We start from the raw sequence: 20,098 nt of genomic DNA on the forward strand, positions 1-20,098 counted from the left end.
GTAGCGGTACGAGAGGAGGGACACCGGGGATGAGCACGAAGGACTTCGTCGAGAAGGACTACTACAAGGTCCTCGGTGTCCCGAAGGACGCCACCGAGGCCGAGATCAAGAAGGCGTACCGGAAGCTCGCCCGCGAGTTCCACCCGGACGCCAACAAGGGCGACGCCTCGGCCGAGGAGCGCTTCAAGGAGATCTCCGAGGCCAACGACATCCTCGGCGACGCCAAGAAGCGCAAGGAGTACGACGAGGCCCGCGCCCTGTTCGGGAACGGCGGTTTCCGGCCCGGTCCCGGCGGGGGCGGCTCGTTCAACTTCGACCTGGGCGACCTCTTCGGCGGCACCCAGCAGGGTGGCGGCGCGGCCGGCGGCTTCGGCGGCGGCGGCGGTCTGGGCGATGTCTTCGGCGGACTGTTCAACCGCGGCGGCGCGGGTGGCCCCGGGACCCGTGTCCAGCCGCGCCGCGGCCAGGACATCGAGTCGGAGGTCACCCTCTCCTTCACGGAGGCGGTGGACGGGGCCACGGTCCCGCTCCGGATGTCCTCCCAGGCGCCCTGCAAGGCCTGTTCGGGCACCGGCGACAAGAACGGCACGCCGCGCGTGTGCCCGACCTGCGTCGGCACCGGCCAGGTGTCGCGGGGCAGCGGCGGCGGCTTCTCGCTGACCGACCCCTGCGCGGACTGCAAGGGCCGCGGCCTGATCGCCGAGACCCCGTGCGACGTCTGCAAGGGCAGCGGGCGGGCCAAGTCCTCCCGCACCATGCAGGTCCGGATCCCGGCGGGCGTCTCCGACGGCCAGCGGATCCGGCTGCGCGGCAAGGGCGCTCCCGGCGAGCGCGGCGGTCCCGCCGGTGACTTGTACGTGGTCGTCCACGTCGGCGGCCACCCGGTGTTCGGCCGCAAGGACGACAACCTGACGGTCACCGTCCCGGTGACGATCTCCGAGGCCGCCCTCGGCGCCGACATCAAGGTCCCGACCCTGAACGGCCCGCCGGTGACGCTGAAGCTGCCGCCGGGCACCCCCAGCGGCCGCACGATGCGGGCCCGCGGCAAGGGAGCGGTCCGCAAGGACGGCACCCGCGGAGACCTGCTGGTGACGGTGGAGGTCGCCGTTCCGGCCTCGCTGTCGGACAAGGCCCGCGAGGCGCTGGAGATGTACCGCGACGCGACGGAGTCGGAGGACCCGCGCGCCGTGCTGTTCGAGTCCGCGAAGGGAGCATGATCATGGACGGCCGTCGCAGGAGCCATTACCAGCTCAACGACGACACTCCCGTGTACGTCATCTCGGTGGCCGCCCAGCTCTCGGGCCTGCATCCGCAGACCCTGCGCCAGTACGACCGGCTCGGCCTGGTCTCCCCGGACCGGACGGCCGGCCGCGGCCGGCGCTACTCGGCCCGCGACATCGAACTGCTCCGCACGGTGCAGGCGCTGTCCCAGGACGAGGGCATCAACCTGGCCGGGATCAAGCGGATCATCGAGCTGGAGAACCAGGTCGCGGCGCTCCAGCAGCGCGTGGCCGAGCTCTCGGCGGCGGTGGACGGTGCGGCGGCCGTGCTCCAGCAGCGCGAGGCCCAGGTGCACGCCTCGTACCGGCGAGATCTGGTCAAGTACCAGCCGCCGGTGCCGGGCAACGCCCTGGTCGTCTGGCGCCCCGCGCCGAAGCGACAGAGCGACTGACGGCACGTCGGGCAGTAGGGGCCCCGTCCGGGATTCCGGGCGGGGCCGGCCCGTTTCAGTCGCCCTCGTCCTCCAGGATCCCGGAGCGGGCGATGAGGAAGCCGAGCTGGGCCCGGCTGCCGCTGCCGAGGGTGCTGGCGAGCTTCGCGATGTGCGCGCGGCAGGTCCGTACGTTCATGCCCAGCCGGCGGGCGATGGCCTCGTCCACGTGGCCCTCGATGAGGAGCTGCGCGATGGTGCGCTGCACGCCCGAGATGCCCCCGCGGGTGTGCTGGTACGTGACTTCCTCCTGGAGCGGCACCGCGCGGTGCCAGAGCTGCTCGAACACCTTGATGAGGTAGTCCACGAGCCCCGGGTGGCGCAGCTCCAGGGCGACCTGGCGGTCGTCGCTGGCCGGGATGAAGGCGACGGTCCGGTCGAAGATGATCAGGCGCTCGAAGAGCTCCTCCAGCGTGCGCACCTCGACCTTGCCCGCCTTGAGGAGGTCGACGTACGCGAGCGTGCCGCGGCTGTGCCGGACGGTGTGCTGGTAGAGGGTCCGGATCCGGACACCGCGGTCGGTCAGCGGCTGGTCGCGCTCCAGGGCCTCGGTGAGCTCCAGGCTGGGCCGGGCGCCGCCGGGCTGGATGGTGAGCATCTCGGTGTGGCACTCGGCCGTGGCGAGGTTGAGGGCGGCGTTGATGGGGTCGAAGCCCTCAAGGACCGTGATGGCGTGGGTGCTCGCCGGATTCTGCGCACTGATGGCGAGAAACGGCTCGAAAGCCTCGGACAGTTCGAGTGAGTCTCGGCGCCTGTCGCGGATCTCGCGTTCGATCGGATGCAGCCGCTGTGCGAGTGCCACCGCCGGTGGAACCGGACGGAGGGAATTAACGTCATCAGGATCTGGCTGCAACAACGCCAGATCGAGCAGGCAGGGTGCCGTTTTGACATCCCCACGTGCGATACGTCCCGTGCGCAGCGCGCTCGTGTAGAGCCGTGCCCCCTCGCCGCACAGCTCGGTGACCGAGTGGGGATGTGTCGCTTTTGTTCTGTTTGTGGTCAAATCTCCACCCCCCAGGGTCCTGAACATGCAAGAACATGATGCATCGTCCCTGTGGCAGCGACGTGCCTGAATGAGCCATCGTCTGACAGGCGGGGGAGAGGATTTCATCAAGTGAGGACGAAGCCGACCATGAACAAGAGAATGCTTCGCTCGGCGCTTGCCACCGTCATCTTCTCGGCTGTGGCCGGTCTGGGACTTGCCGGGGTCACCCTGGGGGGAGCTGAAGGGGGTGCCGCAGACCTCCAGGCGGCGCCGCTGGAGGACAGCGGATGGCGCGCGGCACCGTTGGACAGCGGATGGCGCTCCAACCCCGCAGACGCCGAAACCGGCGCCGTTGGCGTGGAGAGCGCGGCATGACCCCCGACGACCGCGGTTTCCGTCGCGAAATGGCCTCTGCCTACCGCTCCGGCTGGCAGTTCATCGACCTCGCCACCGCCATCCCCCACCCCGGCGACTCGCTGATGGTCACCCTGTTCGGACAGCCCATCGTCATCACGCGCGAGGAGGACGAGGACGTCCGGGCGTACCGCTGCCTGCGCCGCCCCCGCGGCGCGCCGCAGCCCGTCCGCTGCGAGGTGCGCTACGGAATGGTCTTCGTCAACCTTGATCAGCGCGACCACCAGCTCTTCGAACCCGATATCACCACCGCCACCCCCCGCAGTGCCTGAAGCGATTCCCCCGTCGTTGCAGATCGCTCCAGGTGCTTCCCCCACACAACGGCGCCATCGTGGACCTGACCACGATGGCGCCGTTGTGATGTCCGCGTCCAGTGCTTGAACCGGACAAGGTGAAAACCGAACCGTCCCGCCGACCCAAGCCGCCGGCGCCCGCTCAGGCCCGGCCCATCGCGCGGTCGAGGGTGATCTCCAGGACGACCCGGTCCGGATTGGGCGACGGCGTCCGCCCGTAGCGCTCCGCGTAGCGCGCCACCGCCTCGGCGACCGAGGCCTCGTCCGTGCGGACCACCGCGTGCCCTTCCAGGGTCGCCCAGCGGCGCCCCGCCATCTGGCACACCGCGACCCGCGCCGGGCCCGCCTGAGTCCCCTGCGCCGCCAGCACGTTGCGGATCTTCTTGCTGTTCTTGTTGCTGATCACCCGGGCCAGGCCGGCCTCCGGGTCGTACGTGACGCCCACCGGCACCACGTGCGGGGTCCCGTCGGGGCGCGGGGTGGTCAGCGTGCAGACGTGCCGCTCCCGCCAGAAGGCGAGGTACTCGGGCGTCGGGTTGAGTACGTCGAGAGCCATGGCCCGAGCGTACGGGAGGGCAGCGATTCTGCCCTTGAGTGGAATAGACTCAACTTTGCGCACGCTGCAATACTCAAAGAGCGGGACCAACCCTGTGTCCGACCTGTCTGAGAGGAGAAGTCGCACGTGGATGCCGAGCTGACCAACAAGAGCCGGGACGCCCTGAACGCCGCCACCAGCCGCGCCGTGAAGGACGGGCACGCGGACCTGACCCCGGCGCACCTGCTGCTGGCCCTGCTGGCCGGCGAGGAAAACGAGAACATCACCGACCTCCTCGCGGCCACCGAGGCCGACCAGGCGGCGGTCCGCAACGGTGCCGAGCGGCTGCTGGCCGTCCTGCCCAGCGTCACGGGCTCCACGGTCGCGCCCCCGCAGCCCACCCGCGAGCTGCTCGCCGTACTCGCCGAGGCCGACCAGCAGGCCGGGAAGCTCGGCGACGAGTACCTCTCCACCGAGCACCTCCTCATCGCGATCGCCGCCAAGGGCGGCGCGGCCGGTGAGGTCCTTTCCACGCAGGGCGCGACGGCGAAGAAGCTGCTGGACGCCTTCGAGAACGCACGAGGAGGACGGCGGGTGACCACCCCCGACCCCGAGGGCCAGTACAAGGCCCTCGAAAAGTTCGGCACGGACTTCACGGCAGCGGCCCGCGAGGGCAAGCTCGACCCGGTCATCGGCCGCGACCAGGAGATCCGGCGCGTCGTCCAGGTCCTCTCGCGCCGTACGAAGAACAACCCGGTGCTGATCGGCGAGCCGGGCGTCGGCAAGACGGCCGTCGTCGAAGGCCTGGCGCAGCGCATCGTCAAGGGCGACGTGCCCGAGTCCCTGAAGAACAAGCGGCTGGTCTCCCTCGACCTCGGTGCGATGGTCGCGGGGGCGAAGTACCGCGGCGAGTTCGAGGAGCGGCTGAAGACGGTCCTCGCGGAGATCAAGTCGAGCGACGGCCAGATCATCACCTTCATCGACGAACTGCACACGGTCGTCGGCGCGGGCGCCGGCGGGGATTCGGCCATGGACGCGGGCAACATGCTCAAGCCCATGCTGGCCCGCGGCGAGCTGCGCATGGTCGGCGCGACCACCCTCGACGAGTACCGCGAGCGCATCGAGAAGGACCCGGCGCTGGAGCGGCGCTTCCAGCAGGTGCTGGTGGCGGAGCCGTCCGTCGAGGACACGATCGCGATCCTGCGCGGGCTCAAGGGCCGCTACGAGGCCCACCACAAGGTCGTCATCAACGACAGCGCGCTGGTGGCCGCGGCGACCCTCTCCGACCGCTACATCACCTCCCGCTTCCTGCCCGACAAGGCCATCGACCTGGTCGACGAGGCCGCGTCCCGCCTGCGCATGGAGATCGACTCCTCGCCGCTGGAGATCGACGAGCTGCAGCGCGCGGTCGACCGCCTGCGCATGGAGGAGCTGGCGCTGAAGAACGAGTCCGACCCGGCCTCGATCGAGCGCCTGGAGAAGATCCGCAAGGACCTGGCCGACAAGGAGGAGGACCTGCGGGGCCTGACCGCCCGCTGGGAGAAGGAGAAGCAGTCCCTCAACCGCGTCGGCGAGCTCAAGGAGCGCCTGGACGACCTGCGCGGCCAGGCCGAGCGCGCGCAGCGCGACGGCGACTTCGACACCGCCTCCAAGCTGCTCTACGGGGAGATCCCGACCCTGGAGCGCGAGCTGGCGGAGGCCACCGAGGAGGAGGAAGAGGCCTCCAAGACCGGAACCTCCAAGTCCGCGATGGTCAAGGACGAGGTCGGCCCCGACGACATCGCGGACGTGGTGGGTGCCTGGACCGGCATCCCGGCGGGCCGTCTGCTGGAAGGCGAGACGCAGAAGCTGCTGCGCATGGAGGACGAGCTGGGACGCCGCCTGATCGGCCAGAGCGAGGCCGTACGGGCCGTCTCGGACGCCGTACGCCGCACCCGGGCCGGCATCGCGGACCCGGACCGGCCGACGGGCTCGTTCCTCTTCCTGGGCCCGACGGGCGTGGGCAAGACGGAGCTGGCCAAGGCGCTGGCGGACTTCCTCTTCGACGACGAGCGGGCCATGGTCCGCATCGACATGTCGGAGTACTCGGAGAAGCACTCCGTGGCCCGCCTGGTCGGCGCCCCGCCCGGATACGTCGGCTACGAGGAGGGCGGCCAGCTGACCGAGGCGGTCCGGCGCCGTCCGTACTCGGTGGTGCTGCTGGACGAGGTCGAGAAGGCGCATCCGGAGGTCTTCGACATCCTGCTCCAGGTCCTGGACGACGGCCGCCTCACGGACGGCCAGGGCCGCACCGTGGACTTCCGCAACACGATCCTGATCCTGACCTCGAACCTGGGCAGCCAGTTCCTCATGGACCCGGCGACCTCCCCGGAGGAGAAGCGCGACCGGGTCCTGGACGTGGTCCGCGCCTCGTTCAAGCCGGAGTTCCTCAACCGCCTGGACGACTTGGTGGTCTTCTCCGCGCTGGACGCGGAGGAGCTGGCCAGGATCGCCGAGCTGCAGATCGCCGGCCTCGCCAAGCGCCTGGCGCAGCGCCGCATGACCCTGGACGTCACCCCCGGCGCCCTGGCCTGGCTCGCCGACAAGGGCAACGACCCGGCCTACGGCGCCCGCCCCCTGCGCCGTCTGATCCAGACGGCGATCGGCGACCGCCTCGCCAAGGAGATCCTGGCGGGCGAGGTCCGCGACGGCGACACCGTCCGCGTCGACGTGGCGGGCGAGGACCTGATCGTCGGAAAGGCCCTCTGAGCTGCGCCGGTGCGGCTCCGGCGTGCTCCGGAGCCGCCTGAGGGCGCCGGTCCCCGGGCGCCCCGGCCGCCACGGGCCGGGGCCCTACCCCTCGTGCGCGACGAACCGGATCAGGACGTCGTACCCCGCCTGCTGCTCGGCGCTGATCTCCACCCGCCGCGCCAGCCCGGGCACGGCGTCGGGATGGTCGACGGTGATGCACCGGTCCCCGGCCTCCGGGTCGTACCCCGGCCCCGGCTCCGGGCAGAGCGCCGGCCGCCCCCGGCGGCCGTGCTCCTGCGCCTGCGGGAAGGCGGCGGCCAGCCACGTCTCCAGCCCGGCGCGGTTCATCCGGAACGATCCGGTCACGGTGGTGTCCGGCCGGTCGGCCCGCTCGCACCGCCCGCCCCGGGCCCCCTCCGGCAGGCTCCCGCGGGCGAACTGCAGGGCCTGCGCGCAGTCGGTCCCCCTCTTGTCCTCCCGGCCGTCCGAGTGGTTGGCCCAGCCGTCCGGGACCAGCTCCGGGCCCACCAGCCAGGCGCTACCGATGACCAGCGGCGCGGCCAGTGCCACGACCGCGAGCCGCGATGGGCGGGTACGTCCTGCCATATGTCCCCCGGTCGCTCTTATCAGCGGCTTACTCCTGTCCGCCCTGCGCGGATCGTACGTGCGGGGGTGGACAGGGGGTGGGAGCAATGGGGGAGGATGACGTTATCCGCACGAAGGGAAATCACGGTGAGCATCGACCCGGCCTCGATTCCGAACTTCGGAGGGCAGCAGCCCGATCCGCAGGCCACAGGACCGGCGGGCCCCGTCGTCCCCGACCAGGATCTGGTCAAGCAGCTGCTGGAGCAGATGGAGCTCAAGTACGTCGTCGACGACGAGGGTGACCTCGCGGCGCCGTGGGAGGAGTTCCGCACGTACTTCATGTTCCGCGGCGAGGAGGAGCAGCAGGTCTTCTCGGTGCGGACCTTCTACGACCGTCCGCACGCGATCGAGGACAAGCCCGCGCTCCTCGAGTCGATCGACGACTGGAACCGCCGCACCCTGTGGCCGAAGGTCTACAGCCACACGCACGACGACGGCTCCGTCCGCCTGATCGGCGAGGCGCAGATGCTGATCGGCACCGGCGTCAGCCTGGAGCACTTCGTCTCGTCCACGGTCAGCTGGGTCCGCGCCTCCATCGAGTTCGACAAGTGGCTCGTGGAGCAGCTCGGACTGGAGAAGGAGATCGACTCCACCGACGGCGCAGCCGACGACGAGGAAGGCGACGACAACTAGTCGCCCCCGGTCACAGCGGTACGCGGGCGACCAGCAGCAGGTACAGCCCGTAGCCGTACGAGAGCCCGGCCAGCCCCGCGGTCACAGCGACCGCGGAGCGCGGCCGGGCTCGCGCCATTGCGGCCGCGACCGGCAGGAGCAGCGGGAACGCCGGCAGCAGGAAGCGCGGCTTCGACTCGAAGTAGCCGGCCCCGCCGTAGGCGATCAGCAGCAGGACGGCGGTGTAGACGAGCAGCGCCGGCGGCATCCGGTCCAGCAGCAGGAGCACCGCCAGGAACCCGGCGGCGGCGAGGATCGCCACGGTCACGACGGTGGCGAGCGGTACGTGCCCGCCGGTCAGCACCCGCCATACGCTGCCCGTCGTGTCCGAGCCGAAGTCGAAGCGGGAGCCCCAGCGCCGCTGCACGGTGAAGTACCCGGCCGGGTCCCCCGTGCGTATCCCGACGGCGAGGACGTACGCGGCCCAGCCCGCGGGGGCCAGCAGCGCGGCCGCCCACACCTCGGGCGCGCGGGACCTCCGGACGAGCAGCGCGTGCACCGCGACGGCGGTCACGGCGGCGGCGACGGCGATCCCGGTCGGGCGGGTCAGCCCGGCGAGTATCGCGAGGCCCGCGGCCCACAGCCAGCGCCGGCGCAGTACGGCGTACAGGGCCCAGGCGCCCAGTGCGGCCAGCAGCGGTTCGGTGTAGGCGAGGGTCAGCACCACGGAGTGCGGGGTGGCCGCCCACAGCGCCACCAGCAGCACCCCGGCGCGCCGGCCGAGCACCAGCTCCCCGACCCGGTACACCCCGGCGGCGGCCACCGCGGCGGCGGTCCAGGCCACCAGCAGCCCGGCCCAGGGGGTGGCCCCGGCCAGCCGGACCAGCAGCGGGTACAGCGGGAAGAAGGCGTAGTCGCTCTGGACCAGCCCGGACCGGGCCCACATCTGGGTGCGGCCGTATCCGTGGACGGCGATGCCGAGGTACCAGACGGAGTCCCAGGAGTACCCGAGCACGCGGACGGGGCTCCGCCCGGCCCACCACGCCCCGACGGCGAGCACCACCGCCCCGCCCACCCGGACGGCGGAGAAGACCCCGAGCGCGACGAGGGCCGCGGGCACCCTGCCGGTCCGGAGTCCCTGCGGCCGCACGGAAACCGACACACTGCCCGTCGCCGTCATGAACCCCGTCTTTCCCGAGCTGCGTGTGGAAGCCGTCCGGACGAGGAGGGCCTCGGGCACCCTAAAGCTCACGGCCTGCCGGGGGGCGTGAATGGCCCCGGAAACTCCGGTGAACTCGGAGCCGCCCGAACCCGGAGCCGCCCGAACCCGGAGCCGCCCGAACTCGGAGCCGCCCGAACTCGGAGCCGCCCGAACTCGGAGCCGCCCGAACCCGGAGCCGCCGAACCCGGGCCGCCCGAACCCGGGCCGCCCGAACCCGGGCCGCTCGAACCCGGGGCGGTCCGGCCCCGGACGGGGGCCGCCCTCAGAGCCTTCGCAGCCGGGCGGCGGCCTCCTCGAGGACCTCGGTCTTCTTGCAGAAGGCCCAGCGGACCTGGGTGGCGCCCGCCGCGCGGTCGTCGTAGAAGACCTGGTTCGGGATGGCGACGACGCCGCAGCGCTCGGGGAGGGCCCGGCAGAAGGCGAGGCCGTCCTTCTCGCCGAGCGGGGTGATGTCCGTGGTGATGAAGTACGTGCCCTGCGGGCGGAAGACCTCGAAGCCCGCGGCCGTGAGGCCGCCGGCGAGGATGTCGCGCTTGGCGGCGAGGTCAGCGCGGAAGTCCTCGTAGTAGGCGTCGGGCAGCTGCAGGGCCTCCGCGATGGCGTACTGGAAGGGCCCGGAGGAGACGTAGGTCAGGAACTGCTTCGCCGAGCGGACCGCCGAGACGAGCTCCGGCGGGGCGGTGATCCAGCCGACCTTCCAGCCCGTGAACGAGAAGGTCTTGCCGCTGCTGGAAATGGTGACCGTGCGCTCGCGCATGCCGGGCAGCGAGGCCAGCGGGAGGTGTGCGCCCTCGAAGACCAGGTGCTCGTAGACCTCGTCCGTGACGACGAGCAGGTCGCGCTCCACCGCGAGTTCCGCGACCGCCGCGAGCTCGGCCGCCGTCAGGACCGTGCCCGTCGGGTTGTGCGGGGTGTTCAGCAGGAGCAGGCGCGTGCGCGGGGTGACCGCGGCGCGCAGTTCGTCGAGGTCGAGGGTGAACGCGCCGGCGTGCGGGCGCAGGGTGACCGGGACGCGGGTGGCGCCGGCCATCGCGATGCAGGCCGCGTACGAGTCGTAGTACGGCTCCAGGGCGATGACCTCGTCGCCCGGTTCGAGCAGGGCGAGCAGGGAGGCGGCGATGGCCTCCGTCGCGCCCGCGGTGACCAGGACCTCCGTGTCGGGGTCGTACGACAGGCCGTAGAACCGCTGTTGGTGCCGTGCGACCGCGGTGCGCAGCTCCGGGATGCCGGGGCCGGGCGGGTACTGGTTGCCCAGGCCCGTCAGGACGGCGCGGGCGGCGGCCTCGGCGATCTCGGCGGGGCCGTCTGTGTCGGGGAAGCCCTGGCCGAGGTTGATCGACCCGGTGCGGGCGGCGAGGGCCGACATCTCCGCGAAGATCGTCGTGCCGAAGGACGCGAGGCGGCGGTTCAGGAAGGGGCGGCTGCCGCCCACGGGTGCGCTCATGGGCGTCATCCTGCGGGGAACCTCTGGAGTTGCTCAAGTGTGCTTTGGCCCGGGTGGCCTGCGGGCATCTCCCCTTCACACCCGGGGGGACCGGGCGATGAACGGGGGTTCGAGCTCATGTCTGTTTTCGGTTGGGTGCTTGCCGCGCTGGTCGTCGTGTGCTTCGTGGCTCTGGTCAGGAAGGTGGCCCGTGCCTGGACCGGTGCCGATTCCGGCTCGGGTTCCGGTTCCGGTTCGGGCTCCTCGTGGTGGGTGGGCGGGGACGGCTCCTCCGGCGGGTGTTCGAGCGGTTCCTCCTGCGGTTCGTCCTCGTCCTGCGGCGGATCCTCGTCCTCCTGCGGCGGTGGAGGCTGCGGTTCCAGCTGACCCGGGACGGCTGCCGCCACCTGCGGGGGGACGCGTGGGTTGAACACGTGAACTGTGTAGCCCCCGGGGGGATGTAAACCCAATCAAGTTGGGTAAAAACGCTGTGAGTGCCGTGCCTTTCATGATTCCCTCGGTTGAGTAGACCAGTCCTCGGACCTCCCTGGACTTCCTGTGGACCCGTGCCGGTGTCCCCCCACCCGTTGACTACCGCTGGCGGGCCCCGGCCCCTCTCCCTCGCGCGTTTGCGGAGCCGACTCATGCTCACGACCCTCCAGACCACCTACACCGACACGCGTGCCGCCGATCTGGCCTGGGCCCTGGGTCGGGACCGACTGCCCGCCCTGGCCGTACTGAACCTCGAACTGACGGGCGCGAAGCTGGAGTTGCGCCTGCTCGGCGCCTCGCACCAGGTGCTCCTGGAGGAGGGTGGGGTGCTCTGTTCGGAGACGGTCGCCTGCATGCCCGGCAGCCGTACGCCGCTGCCGCTCGGCGTGGCCAAGCGGATGGGCGACTGGGACTACGAGTTCGCCGCGCGGGTCGAGACCCTGTCGCAGGGCTCGTTCGCGGGGCGGGCGCAGGAATTGCTCGCACTGGTCTCGGATCACCCGAACGGGTTGGCCGGAACCTTTCCCGGCAGCCCGTACGCCTTCACCGCCATGCTCGCGCAGCGCTACGAGGGCCAGGTGCGCTGGCGGACCTGGCACGCGTACCCGCAGGAAGGCCAGTTGGTGGCCACTCGTACGAGGGTCGGCGCGCGCGTGGGCGCACCGGCCGGAGCTTTTGAGCCCGCCGCACGGTAGTGCCGGACTGGGCTGGGCCTTCCGGCGCGCGGGCGATGCGAGCGTCCCCACGCGGTTACGCCAACCGGCTGGAACGGTGCGCCACTTACACCCATGTGGGTGACGGGATGTGAGTGGGTGGTGACGTACGGTTCGCTGCATGATCGACCGTTCCGTCCCGCGCCGGGTGCTCCCGGCTCCGGAGCCGCGGGGCGTGGCGACCCTCCCGGCCGCCCTGCCCGTACGGCCCCGGACCGGCCGACTCCTCGTCCTGGCCACCGTGTTCGTCTGCGCCGCCTGCGGCCTCGTGTACGAGCTGGAGCTGCTCGCCCTCGGCTCCTACCTCATCGGCGACTCCGTCACCCAGGCGTCCGTCGTGCTGTCCGTCATGGTCTTCGCGATGGGCGTCGGCTCCCTGCTGGCCAAACGGCTGCGCAGACGGCCCGCCCTCGGATTCGCCGCCATCGAGGCGGGCCTCGCGCTGCTCGGCGGGCTCTCCGCGATGTCGCTGTACGCGAGCTTCGCCTGGCTCGGCGAATCGCGGCCCGCGCTCGTGGCCTTCTCCTTCGCGATCGGCGTGCTCATCGGCGCCGAGATCCCGCTGCTGATGGTCCTCATCCAGCGCATCCGCAGACAGGACGCGGGCTGCGCCGTCGCCGACCTGTTCGCCGCCGACTACGTGGGCGCCCTCGTCGGCGGGCTGGCCTTCCCCTTCCTGCTGCTGCCGCTGCTCGGCCAGCTGACCGGCGCCATGCTGACCGGCACCGTCAACGCGGTCGTCGGCGCGGGCCTCGTCCTGTGGCTGTTCCACCGCGACCTGAGCCGCCGCTCCCGCTGGCTGCTGATCGCCGCGCACCTCACCGTGCTCGCCGTCCTCGCCTGCGCGACCGTCCTCGCCGACGACTTCGAGCGGGTCGCCCGTCACGCCGTCTACGGCGCCGAGGTCCGGGTCGCGCGCCAGACCGGCGTCCAGGAGCTCGTCCTGACCGGCCCGGCCACCGGCTCCCCGCGCTCGCTCGACCTGTTCCTCGACGGCCGGCTGCGGGTCAGCGGCTACGACGAGTACCGCTACCACGAGGCCCTAGTGCACCCCGCGATGACCGGCCCGCACACCCGTGTCCTGGTGCTCGGCGGCGGCGACGGGCTCGCCGCCCGCGAGGTGCTGCGCTACCGGGACGTCGTCTCCGTCACCGTGGTCGAGCTCGACCCCGGCGTGGTCCGGCTCGCCCGCACCGACCCGATGCTGTCCGCGCTCAACGGCAGGGCGTACGAGGACCCCCGGCTCGGGGTCGTCACGCAGGACGCGTTCCGCTGGCTGCGCGGGCCCGCCGCCCGGGACCGGTTCGACGTCATCGTCTCCGACCTCCCCGACCCGGGCATCACCCCGAGCACCAAGCTGTACTCGCAGGAGTTCTACGGCCTCGCCGCGCGGGCCCTGCGCCCCGGCGGGCGGCTCGCCGTGCACGCGGGACCGCTGGCCACCCGCCCGCGCACCTACTGGACGGTCGAGGCCACCCTGCGGGCGGCCGGCCTGCGCACCGCGCCCTACAGCGCCGGCGGGCGGCTCTCCGGTTTCGCCGCCGGCCCCGACCGCAGCCCCGGCACCTCGGATGCGCCGCCGCAGGACTGGGGCTTCGTACTGGCCGGCCGGGAGCGGGTCCCCGAGCTGCGGGTGGACCGGGACACGCCGTGGCCGCGCTCACTGTCCACGCAGTCCCTGCGGGACGCCGCGCGCGACGCCGAGCGGACGCGGGTGGCGGGCCTGCCGCCGTCGACGCTGCCGCACCCGAGGTATTCGTGAGGACCGGCCATTCGTGAGCACCAGCCGGTCCGTAAGCACCAGCCGGTCCGTGGGCACCGGCCATTCGGAGGTACCGGCCATTCGTGGGTGCCGGACCGGGTACGGGAGGGTCTCCCCTCGGTAGGCTCGACCACATGGAGCATCAGGTGTTCGTTCCGGTACCGGCAGACGACCTCCGCGCCGTGCTGCGCGACCCCGCCCGGCTGGCCCGCTGCGTTCCAGGGCTCCAGCAGGACGCCGACGCGGCCTCCGGGCCCGTGTCGGGCCGCCTCAAAGTGCGGGTCGGCGGGAACACCGTCACCTACCGCGGAGCCCTGACCGTCACCGAACGGGATCCGGACCGCTTCACCGTGGCCGGCGAGGGCACCGAGATCCGCGGCAGCGGCACCGTCAAGCTGGCGCTCGCGCTGCTGCTGACCCCGGCCGACGACGGGACCCGGCTGGAGTTCGCCGCCGAGGGCACCGCCGACGGACGGGCCGCCGCCTTCCCGCCGGAGGCCACCGCCACCGCCGTGCGCCGGCTGCTGGACCGGGCCGCCGAGCAGCTCGCGGCGCTGGCGGCCGGAGCGGGGGAGCCGGTGACCGATGTCATCGCCGAGGCGGAGGAGGCCGAGGCCGGCACGGACGGGGAGGGCGGGGAGGACGGCGGTGTCACCGACGAGGTCACGGCGTCCGTCTTCGACACCGAGGTGCCGCCCCCGTCCCTGGACCCCTTCATGGACGGCGACTTCGAGGGCCTTCCGGAGCTCGACCGGATCGGGGAGATCGGCGACATCGGGGACGTCGACGAGTTCGCCGCCGCCGCGCAGCCGCCCGCCGAGGCCGCCCACGCCCGCCGCACCATGATCGGCCGCAGCGCCGAGGAAGTGGACCACGCGCCGCCCCGCGGCCGCTACGCCCCGGTCCCGGCCCCGGCGGCGTCGGGCGCCGGCGCCAGCCTGCGCTGGATCGCCCCGGCCGCCGCCCTGGCGCTGGCCTCGGCGGTCGTCGTCGGCCGAGCGCTGCGACGGCGCCGCTGACCCGTCGTTAGAGTCGGGCGCATGAGTACGCAACTGAGCGCGGGCGGCGCCGAGGTGACCGTCGACCAGGAGAACGGCTGCCGGATCAGCAGCCTGCGCATCGACGGCACGGAGCTGCTGCGCCAAGGGGCGCATTTCGGCGCGTTCCCCATGGTGCCGTGGTGCGGGCGGACCGCGAACGGGCGCTTCTGGGACGGCGGAGTCCTCCGAGAGCTCCCGCTCAACCACCCCCCGCACGCCATCCACGGCTTCGGCCGGGAGCACCCCTGGCGCCGGGTCCGCGTCGGTGACACCGAGGCGGCGTTCGTCTACGACCTCGCCGACCCGTGGCCCTGGCCCGGCCGGGTCACCCAGACCGTGGAGCTGACCGCCGAGGGCCTGACGCTCTCCATGGGCGTCGAGACGTACGGCGACTCCTTCCCGGCCCAGGCCGGCTGGCACCCCTGGTTCCGCCGCAACCTCGGCACGGGCGAGGACGTGCGGCTCGACTTCGAGGCCGAGTGGCAGGAGGAGCGGGACGCCGACCACATCCCCACCGGGCACCGTGTCGCCCCCCAGCCCGGCCCCTGGGACGACTGCTTCGGCATGCCGAACGGCGTGGACGTCACCCTCACCTGGCCCGGCGCGCTGGAGCTCAAGGTCCGCAGCCGCGAGGAGTGGGTGGTCATCTACGACGAGGAGTCCGAGGCCGTCTGCGTGGAGCCCCAGTCCGGTCCGCCGAACGGCCTGAACAGCCTCCCGCGCCTGGTCACGCCCGTCGACCCGCTGGAGATCTCCACGACGTGGACGTGGCGCCGGCTCGGTTAGCGCGCCTTTAAGCTCGGGGGCATGACTGATGTACGCGATGCGCTTCTGCAGCAGATCAAGGACAAGGCCGTCGTGCACGGCAAGGTGATCCTCTCTTCCGGCAAGGAGGCCGACTACTACATCGACCTCCGCCGGATCACCCTGGACGGCGAGGCGGCCCCGATGGTGGGCCAGGTCATGCTCGACCTCACCGCCGACCTGGACTTCGACTGCGTCGGCGGTCTGACCCTGGGCGCCGACCCGGTCGCGACCTCGATGCTGCACGCCTCCGCCGCGCGCGGCGGACGCCTCGACGCGTTCGTGGTCCGCAAGGCGCAGAAGGCCCACGGCATGCAGCGCCGTATCGAGGGCACCGACGTGAAGGGCAAGCGCTGCCTGGTCGTCGAGGACACCTCCACCACCGGCGGGTCCCCGCTGACCGCCGTCGAGGCCGTCCGCGAGGCCGGCGGAGAGGTGGTCGCCGTCGCCACGATCGTGGACCGCGGTGCCGCGGACGCCATCGCCGAGGCGGGCCTGCCGTACCTCACCGGCTACCGGCTCGCCGATCTCGACCTGGGCTGACTCCGTACCCGAGCCGATCCCGCCCGATCGCCGTTGATCTTGTTCGGTCTCGCATGCTGACCCCCGCAGAACTGGTGACTTAGGTCCCCGGGGCTCCGGGCACAGGTCCTGACCTGCTCTTTCCCGGTCGGGCGGAGTGTTTCACGTGAAACGGTCCACCCGGCACGGGTGGAGTGTCGCGCGGAGTCTGGAAAGATGAGCGCGACGGTTACGTCGCCCCCAGGTCAGGGCCAGCAATCGCACACTCCCCGCACATCCAAGGAGCGGACAGATGCCCATCGCAACCCCCGAGGTCTACAACGAGATGCTCGACCGGGCGAAGGCAGGCAAGTTTGCCTACCCGGCGATCAACGTGACCTCGACCCAGACCCTGCACGCTGCACTGCGCGGCTTCGCGGAGGCCGAGAGCGACGGCATCATCCAGATCTCCACCGGTGGTGCGGAGTTCCTGGGTGGCCAGTACAAGAAGGACATGGTCACGGGCGCGGTCGCCCTGGCCGAGTTCGCGCACATCGTTGCCGCGAAGTACGACGTCACCGTCGCGCTGCACACGGACCACTGCCCCAAGGACAAGCTGGACGGCTACGTCCGCCCGCTCCTTGAGGTGTCCGCCGAGCGCGTGGCCCGTGGTCTGAACCCGCTCTTCCAGTCGCACATGTGGGACGGCTCCGCCGAGACCCTGGCGGACAACCTGGCCATCGGCCAGGAGCTGCTCGCCAAGGCCGCCGCCGCGAAGATCATCCTCGAGGTCGAGATCACCCCGACCGGCGGCGAGGAGGACGGCGTCACCCACGAGATCAACGACGAGCTGTACACCACCGTCGACGACGCGATCCGCACCGCCGAGGCCCTGGGCCTGGGCGAGAAGGGCCGCTACCTGCTGGCCGCCTCCTTCGGCAACGTGCACGGCGTCTACAAGCCGGGCAACGTCGTCCTGCGTCCCGAGCTGCTGAAGGACCTCCAGCAGGGTGTCGGCGAGAAGTACGGCAAGACCAGCCCGTTCGACTTCGTCTTCCACGGCGGCTCCGGCTCCTCCGAGCAGGAGATCGCCACCGCGCTGGAGAACGGCGTCGTGAAGATGAACCTCGACACCGACACCCAGTACGCCTTCACCCGCCCGGTCGCGGACCACATGTTCCGCAACTACGACGGTGTCCTGAAGGTCGACGGCGAAGTCGGCAAGAAGTCCACCTACGACCCGCGCACCTGGGGCAAGCTCGCCGAGGCGAGCATGGCCAAGCGCGTCACCGAGGCGTGCGCGAACCTGCGCTCGACGGGCACGAAGCTGAAGTAGCACCCGCCGCACCCCGGCGTCGAAGGGCTCGGTCCACCGTCTCGCGACGGAGGACCGGGCCCTTCACCGTGAGTGGGGCCCGATACCCCAGACTTGGGGCATGTCCATTCACCAGAACCTCCTCGGGGGCCCCGCCCCCACCCACCTCCCCGACGAGCCGGGCCGCGAGGCCATCGCCGCGGGCACGCCCGCCGTCGAGGTGGCCGCCGCGCACCCGACCTCCTCCCTCGCCTGGGCGGTCCTCGCCGACGAGGCGTTCGCCGCCGGCCGCACCGTCGAGTCGTACGCGTACGCCCGTACGGGCTACCACCGCGGCCTCGACGCCCTGCGCCGCGCCGGCTGGAAGGGCCACGGTCCGGTGCCGTGGGAGCACGAGCCGAACCGCGGATTCCTGCGCGCCCTGTACGCCCTGTCCCGCGCCGCCGGGGCGATCGGCGAGAAGGAGGAGTACGAGCGCTGCTCGACCTTCCTGCGCGACTCCTCCGAGACGGCCGCGGACGTCCTCGGCGCCTGAGCCGCATCCGGACGGCCGGGGCCCCGCGCGCGGGGCCCCGGCATGCCGTAGTGTCCGAAAAACACCTGTGACCCCGGTCACACCCCAATAGAGGGAGCCCGGCAACCGGTCCTATGATGCGAGCAGGGGACCGGGGCTCCACTCACCCATCGGAAGGGGCGGACCGCTACCCGGAAGCACGTGTCGAGGAGACAGCGATGTCGAACACCCTTGATGCCTCCGGAGCCGGTTCGGACACCCCGAACCTCGACTTCGCCGGCACGACCCCGTACGAGGACTACGTCCAGGCGGACGTCCTCACCCACCTCCAGCACCTCCGCTCGGACGACCCGGGCGAGATGGTCTTCCTGGTGACGACCCAGGTCATGGAGCTGTGGTTCACGGTCATCGTCCACGAATGGGAGACGGCCGCGAAGGCCCTCCGCGAGGACAGCATCCCCGTCGCGATGGATGCGCTGAAACGATCCCTCCGCGAACTGGAGGCCCTCAACGCCTCCTGGCGCCCGCTCGCCCAGCTCACCCCGGGCCAGTTCAACGCCTACCGCGCCGCCCTCGGCGAGGGCTCCGGCTTCCAGTCGGCGATGTACCGCCGTATGGAGTTCCTGCTCGGCGAGAAGTCGGCCTCCATGCTCGTCCCGCACCGCGGCGCCCCGCGCGTCCACGCGGAGCTGGAGAAGGCGCTCCAGGAGCCCAGCCTGTACGACGAGGTCCTGCGCCTGCTGGCCCGCCGCGGCCTGCCGGTCCCGCAGGCGGTCCTGGAGCGCGACCTCTCCCGGCGGTACGAGCCCTCGCCTGAGGTCGAGGCCGTCTGGACGTCCCTGTACGCGGACCCCGACGCGCAGCTCGACCTCCACCGCCTCGGCGAGGTCCTCACGGACGTCGCGGAGCTCGTGTGGCGCTGGCGCAACGACCACCTGGTCGCCACCCGCCGGGCGATGGGCGCCAAGACCGGCACGGGCGGCTCGGCCGGCGTGACCTGGCTCGAAAAGCGCGCCACGAAGAACGTGTTCCCGGAGCTCTGGACGGCCCGCAGCCATGTCTGACGCGAACGGGAAGTTCCCGGCGGACCTCGCGGCCCGCGCCGCCGCCCTCGACACCGCCGACGAGCTCGGCAAGCTCCGCGACCGCTTCACCCTCCCCGACGGCGTCGTCTACCTGGACGGCAACTCCCTGGGAGCGCTGACGACCGGGGTCGCGGCCCGCATCGCCCAGGTCATCACCCACGAGTGGGGCACGGAGCTCATCCAGTCCTGGAGCTCCGGCACCTGGTGGACCGCCCCTGAGCGGATCGGCGACAAGCTCTCCCCGCTCATCGGCGCGGCCCCCGGCCAGACGGTCGTCGGCGACTCCACCAGCGTCAACCTGTTCAAGGCCCTGGTCGGAGCCGCCCGCCTGGCCCGCCCCGGGCGCACGCAGATGCTGGTCGACGCCTCCACCTTCCCCACCGACGGCTACATCGCCGAGTCGGCCGCCCGGATGACCGGCCTCACCGTCGTACCGGTCGACCCCCCGCACGCGGCCCAGGCGATGGGGGAGGAGACCGCCGTCGTCCTCCTCAACCACGTCGACTACCGCACCGGCCGCCTCCACGACCTCCCGGCCCTCACCGCGGCGGCCCGCGCCGCCGGGGCCGTCACCGTCTGGGACCTCTGCCACTCGGCCGGCGCCCTCCCCGTCGGCCTCGACGAGCACGGCGTCGACCTCGCGGTCGGCTGTACGTACAAGTACCTGAACGGCGGCCCCGGCTCCCCGGCGTACCTCTACATCGCCGCACGCCACCAGGGAGTCTTCGACTCCCCGCTCCCCGGCTGGAACGGCCACGCGGACCCCTTCGCGATGACCCCGGACTACACCCCGGCCGCCGGCGCGGTGCGCGGCCGGGTCGGAACCCCGGACATCCTGTCCATGCTGGCCCTGGAAGCGGCGCTCGACGCCTGGGACGGGGTCTCGGTGGAAGCCGTACGGGCCAAGTCCCTCGCCCTGACCGACTTCTTCCTGGAGTGCGTGGCCGCGTACGTCCCGGCCGGGAAGGTCGAGTCGGTCACCCCCGCCGAGCACGACCGGCGCGGCAGCCAGGTCTCGCTGCGCACCGAGAACGCCCGCGCGGTCATGGACGACCTGATCTCCCGCGGCGTGATCGGGGACTTCCGCGCCCCCGACGTCCTGCGCTTCGGTTTCACGCCGCTCTACGTCGGTTTCGCCGACGCGGAGCGTGCTGCCCGGACACTGGGTCACATTTTCGGGTGATGTAGGGGCGAAACGTCACGGCAACCGGGCGGGCGGGGCTTCGGCTCCGTCCGCCCCCGCACATCCCGGCCACGGCCCCCGCCCACCACCGACACTCCCGTTCCGGCCTGATACGGTCC

At 71.9% G+C, this 20,098-nt stretch carries 19 protein-coding genes; 14 read left to right on the forward strand and 5 right to left on the reverse strand.

What is annotated here, in order from left to right:
- Positions 1-29: 29 nt before the first annotated feature.
- Both dnaJ and ACIBAD_RS17255 read left to right on the forward strand, forming a co-directional pair.
- A complete protein-coding gene (dnaJ, locus tag ACIBAD_RS17250; protein WP_398907507.1) occupies positions 30-1,217 on the forward strand; it encodes a molecular chaperone DnaJ in 1,188 nt (395 codons plus the stop codon).
- A 2-nt stretch (positions 1,218-1,219) separates the two neighbouring features.
- Positions 1,220-1,672, forward strand: coding sequence for a heat shock protein transcriptional repressor HspR (locus ACIBAD_RS17255; protein WP_053692746.1), 453 nt, complete (start codon positions 1,220-1,222; stop codon positions 1,670-1,672).
- A 55-nt stretch (positions 1,673-1,727) separates the two neighbouring features.
- Here the strand turns inward: ACIBAD_RS17255 and ACIBAD_RS17260 are convergent, their stop codons facing one another.
- Entirely contained in the window at positions 1,728-2,741 is a 1,014-nt protein-coding gene (locus ACIBAD_RS17260; protein WP_398907509.1) for a helix-turn-helix transcriptional regulator, read from the reverse strand.
- A 326-nt stretch (positions 2,742-3,067) separates the two neighbouring features.
- On the opposite strand from ACIBAD_RS17260, the gene ACIBAD_RS17265 reads away from it, so the two are divergent.
- Positions 3,068-3,382 (forward strand): hypothetical protein, encoded by a 315-nt coding sequence (locus ACIBAD_RS17265; RefSeq protein ID WP_030299141.1) that lies wholly within the window; start codon positions 3,068-3,070, stop codon positions 3,380-3,382.
- 163 nt (positions 3,383-3,545) lie between these two features.
- On the opposite strand, the gene ACIBAD_RS17270 is transcribed toward ACIBAD_RS17265, so the two are convergent.
- Positions 3,546-3,959, reverse strand: a complete 414-nt coding sequence (locus tag ACIBAD_RS17270; protein ID WP_053692745.1) for a pyridoxamine 5'-phosphate oxidase family protein — start codon at positions 3,957-3,959, stop codon at positions 3,546-3,548.
- A gap of 126 nt (positions 3,960-4,085) precedes the next feature.
- On the opposite strand from ACIBAD_RS17270, the gene clpB reads away from it, so the two are divergent.
- Complete coding sequence (gene clpB / locus ACIBAD_RS17275; protein ID WP_398907512.1) at positions 4,086-6,686, forward strand: ATP-dependent chaperone ClpB; 2,601 nt, start codon at positions 4,086-4,088, stop codon at positions 6,684-6,686.
- An 84-nt stretch (positions 6,687-6,770) separates the two neighbouring features.
- Here clpB and ACIBAD_RS17280 read toward each other — a convergent pair whose 3' ends face one another.
- Complete coding sequence (locus ACIBAD_RS17280; protein ID WP_398907514.1) at positions 6,771-7,274, reverse strand: hypothetical protein; 504 nt, start codon at positions 7,272-7,274, stop codon at positions 6,771-6,773.
- Positions 7,275-7,400: 126 nt separating this feature from the next.
- Here ACIBAD_RS17280 and ACIBAD_RS17285 point away from each other — a divergent pair, with 126 nt between their 5' ends.
- On the forward strand, positions 7,401-7,946 hold the full coding sequence (locus tag ACIBAD_RS17285; RefSeq protein ID WP_134072652.1) for a YbjN domain-containing protein: 546 nt from the start codon (positions 7,401-7,403) through the stop codon (positions 7,944-7,946).
- A gap of 10 nt (positions 7,947-7,956) precedes the next feature.
- Here the strand turns inward: ACIBAD_RS17285 and ACIBAD_RS17290 are convergent, their stop codons facing one another.
- Together ACIBAD_RS17290 and ACIBAD_RS17295 are read right to left on the reverse strand one after the other, a co-directional pair.
- Entirely contained in the window at positions 7,957-9,045 is a 1,089-nt protein-coding gene (locus ACIBAD_RS17290) for a hypothetical protein (protein WP_398907517.1), read from the reverse strand.
- Between the two features lie 364 nt (positions 9,046-9,409).
- Positions 9,410-10,600: a pyridoxal phosphate-dependent aminotransferase gene (locus ACIBAD_RS17295; protein ID WP_134072650.1), complete on the reverse strand. Its 1,191-nt coding sequence runs from the start codon at positions 10,598-10,600 to the stop codon at positions 9,410-9,412.
- Positions 10,601-11,214: 614 nt separating this feature from the next.
- On the opposite strand from ACIBAD_RS17295, the gene ACIBAD_RS17300 reads away from it, so the two are divergent.
- The 9 genes from ACIBAD_RS17300 to kynU all read left to right on the forward strand — a co-directional run bounded on the left by ACIBAD_RS17300 (position 11,215) and on the right by kynU (position 19,979).
- The gene (locus ACIBAD_RS17300; protein ID WP_134072646.1) at positions 11,215-11,757 is read left to right on the forward strand and encodes a DUF2617 family protein; all 543 of its coding nucleotides are present in this window, start codon (positions 11,215-11,217) and stop codon (positions 11,755-11,757) included.
- Positions 11,758-11,896: 139 nt separating this feature from the next.
- Complete coding sequence (locus tag ACIBAD_RS17305; RefSeq protein WP_398907519.1) at positions 11,897-13,537, forward strand: polyamine aminopropyltransferase; 1,641 nt, start codon at positions 11,897-11,899, stop codon at positions 13,535-13,537.
- A 134-nt stretch (positions 13,538-13,671) separates the two neighbouring features.
- A complete protein-coding gene (locus tag ACIBAD_RS17310) occupies positions 13,672-14,556 on the forward strand; it encodes an SRPBCC family protein (protein ID WP_134072642.1) in 885 nt (294 codons plus the stop codon).
- A gap of 21 nt (positions 14,557-14,577) precedes the next feature.
- Positions 14,578-15,363, forward strand: a complete 786-nt coding sequence (locus tag ACIBAD_RS17315) for an aldose 1-epimerase (protein WP_134072640.1) — start codon at positions 14,578-14,580, stop codon at positions 15,361-15,363.
- 21 nt (positions 15,364-15,384) lie between these two features.
- Entirely contained in the window at positions 15,385-15,924 is a 540-nt protein-coding gene (gene pyrE, locus ACIBAD_RS17320; RefSeq protein ID WP_030152877.1) for an orotate phosphoribosyltransferase, read from the forward strand.
- 271 nt (positions 15,925-16,195) lie between these two features.
- Positions 16,196-17,218 carry a class II fructose-bisphosphate aldolase gene (gene fbaA / locus ACIBAD_RS17325; protein WP_030152875.1) on the forward strand — a complete coding sequence of 341 codons (1,023 nt, stop codon included), beginning with the start codon at positions 16,196-16,198 and terminating at the stop codon, positions 17,216-17,218.
- Positions 17,219-17,318: 100 nt separating this feature from the next.
- Positions 17,319-17,732, forward strand: a complete 414-nt coding sequence (locus ACIBAD_RS17330) for a DUF3151 domain-containing protein (protein ID WP_398907523.1) — start codon at positions 17,319-17,321, stop codon at positions 17,730-17,732.
- Between the two features lie 197 nt (positions 17,733-17,929).
- Positions 17,930-18,775, forward strand: a complete 846-nt coding sequence (locus ACIBAD_RS17335; protein ID WP_053692731.1) for a tryptophan 2,3-dioxygenase family protein — start codon at positions 17,930-17,932, stop codon at positions 18,773-18,775.
- Positions 18,768-19,979, forward strand: coding sequence for a kynureninase (gene kynU / locus ACIBAD_RS17340; protein ID WP_398907525.1), 1,212 nt, complete (start codon positions 18,768-18,770; stop codon positions 19,977-19,979). Before ACIBAD_RS17335 ends, kynU begins: the two co-directional genes overlap by 8 nt.
- The last annotated feature ends 119 nt before the right edge of the window (positions 19,980-20,098 follow it).

This window comes from Streptomyces sp. NPDC051109 (genome assembly GCF_044455885.1).
In the GTDB taxonomy this organism is placed as follows: Bacteria; Actinomycetota; Actinomycetes; order Streptomycetales; family Streptomycetaceae; genus Streptomyces.

Coding starts and splice junctions, on each gene's coding strand:
- dnaJ (WP_398907507.1), top strand. CDS start 30: ATGAGCACGAAGGACTTCGTCGAGAAGGACTACTACAAGGTCCTCGGT.
- ACIBAD_RS17255 (WP_053692746.1), top strand. CDS start 1,220: ATGGACGGCCGTCGCAGGAGCCATTACCAGCTCAACGACGACACTCCC.
- ACIBAD_RS17260 (WP_398907509.1), bottom strand. CDS start 2,741: ATGTTCAGGACCCTGGGGGGTGGAGATTTGACCACAAACAGAACAAAA.
- ACIBAD_RS17265 (WP_030299141.1), top strand. CDS start 3,068: ATGACCCCCGACGACCGCGGTTTCCGTCGCGAAATGGCCTCTGCCTAC.
- ACIBAD_RS17270 (WP_053692745.1), bottom strand. CDS start 3,959: ATGGCTCTCGACGTACTCAACCCGACGCCCGAGTACCTCGCCTTCTGG.
- ACIBAD_RS17280 (WP_398907514.1), bottom strand. CDS start 7,274: ATGGCAGGACGTACCCGCCCATCGCGGCTCGCGGTCGTGGCACTGGCC.
- ACIBAD_RS17295 (WP_134072650.1), bottom strand. CDS start 10,600: ATGACGCCCATGAGCGCACCCGTGGGCGGCAGCCGCCCCTTCCTGAAC.
- ACIBAD_RS17300 (WP_134072646.1), top strand. CDS start 11,215: ATGCTCACGACCCTCCAGACCACCTACACCGACACGCGTGCCGCCGAT.
- ACIBAD_RS17305 (WP_398907519.1), top strand. CDS start 11,897: ATGATCGACCGTTCCGTCCCGCGCCGGGTGCTCCCGGCTCCGGAGCCG.
- ACIBAD_RS17310 (WP_134072642.1), top strand. CDS start 13,672: ATGGAGCATCAGGTGTTCGTTCCGGTACCGGCAGACGACCTCCGCGCC.
- ACIBAD_RS17315 (WP_134072640.1), top strand. CDS start 14,578: ATGAGTACGCAACTGAGCGCGGGCGGCGCCGAGGTGACCGTCGACCAG.
- pyrE (WP_030152877.1), top strand. CDS start 15,385: ATGACTGATGTACGCGATGCGCTTCTGCAGCAGATCAAGGACAAGGCC.
- fbaA (WP_030152875.1), top strand. CDS start 16,196: ATGCCCATCGCAACCCCCGAGGTCTACAACGAGATGCTCGACCGGGCG.
- ACIBAD_RS17330 (WP_398907523.1), top strand. CDS start 17,319: ATGTCCATTCACCAGAACCTCCTCGGGGGCCCCGCCCCCACCCACCTC.
- ACIBAD_RS17335 (WP_053692731.1), top strand. CDS start 17,930: ATGTCGAACACCCTTGATGCCTCCGGAGCCGGTTCGGACACCCCGAAC.
- kynU (WP_398907525.1), top strand. CDS start 18,768: ATGTCTGACGCGAACGGGAAGTTCCCGGCGGACCTCGCGGCCCGCGCC.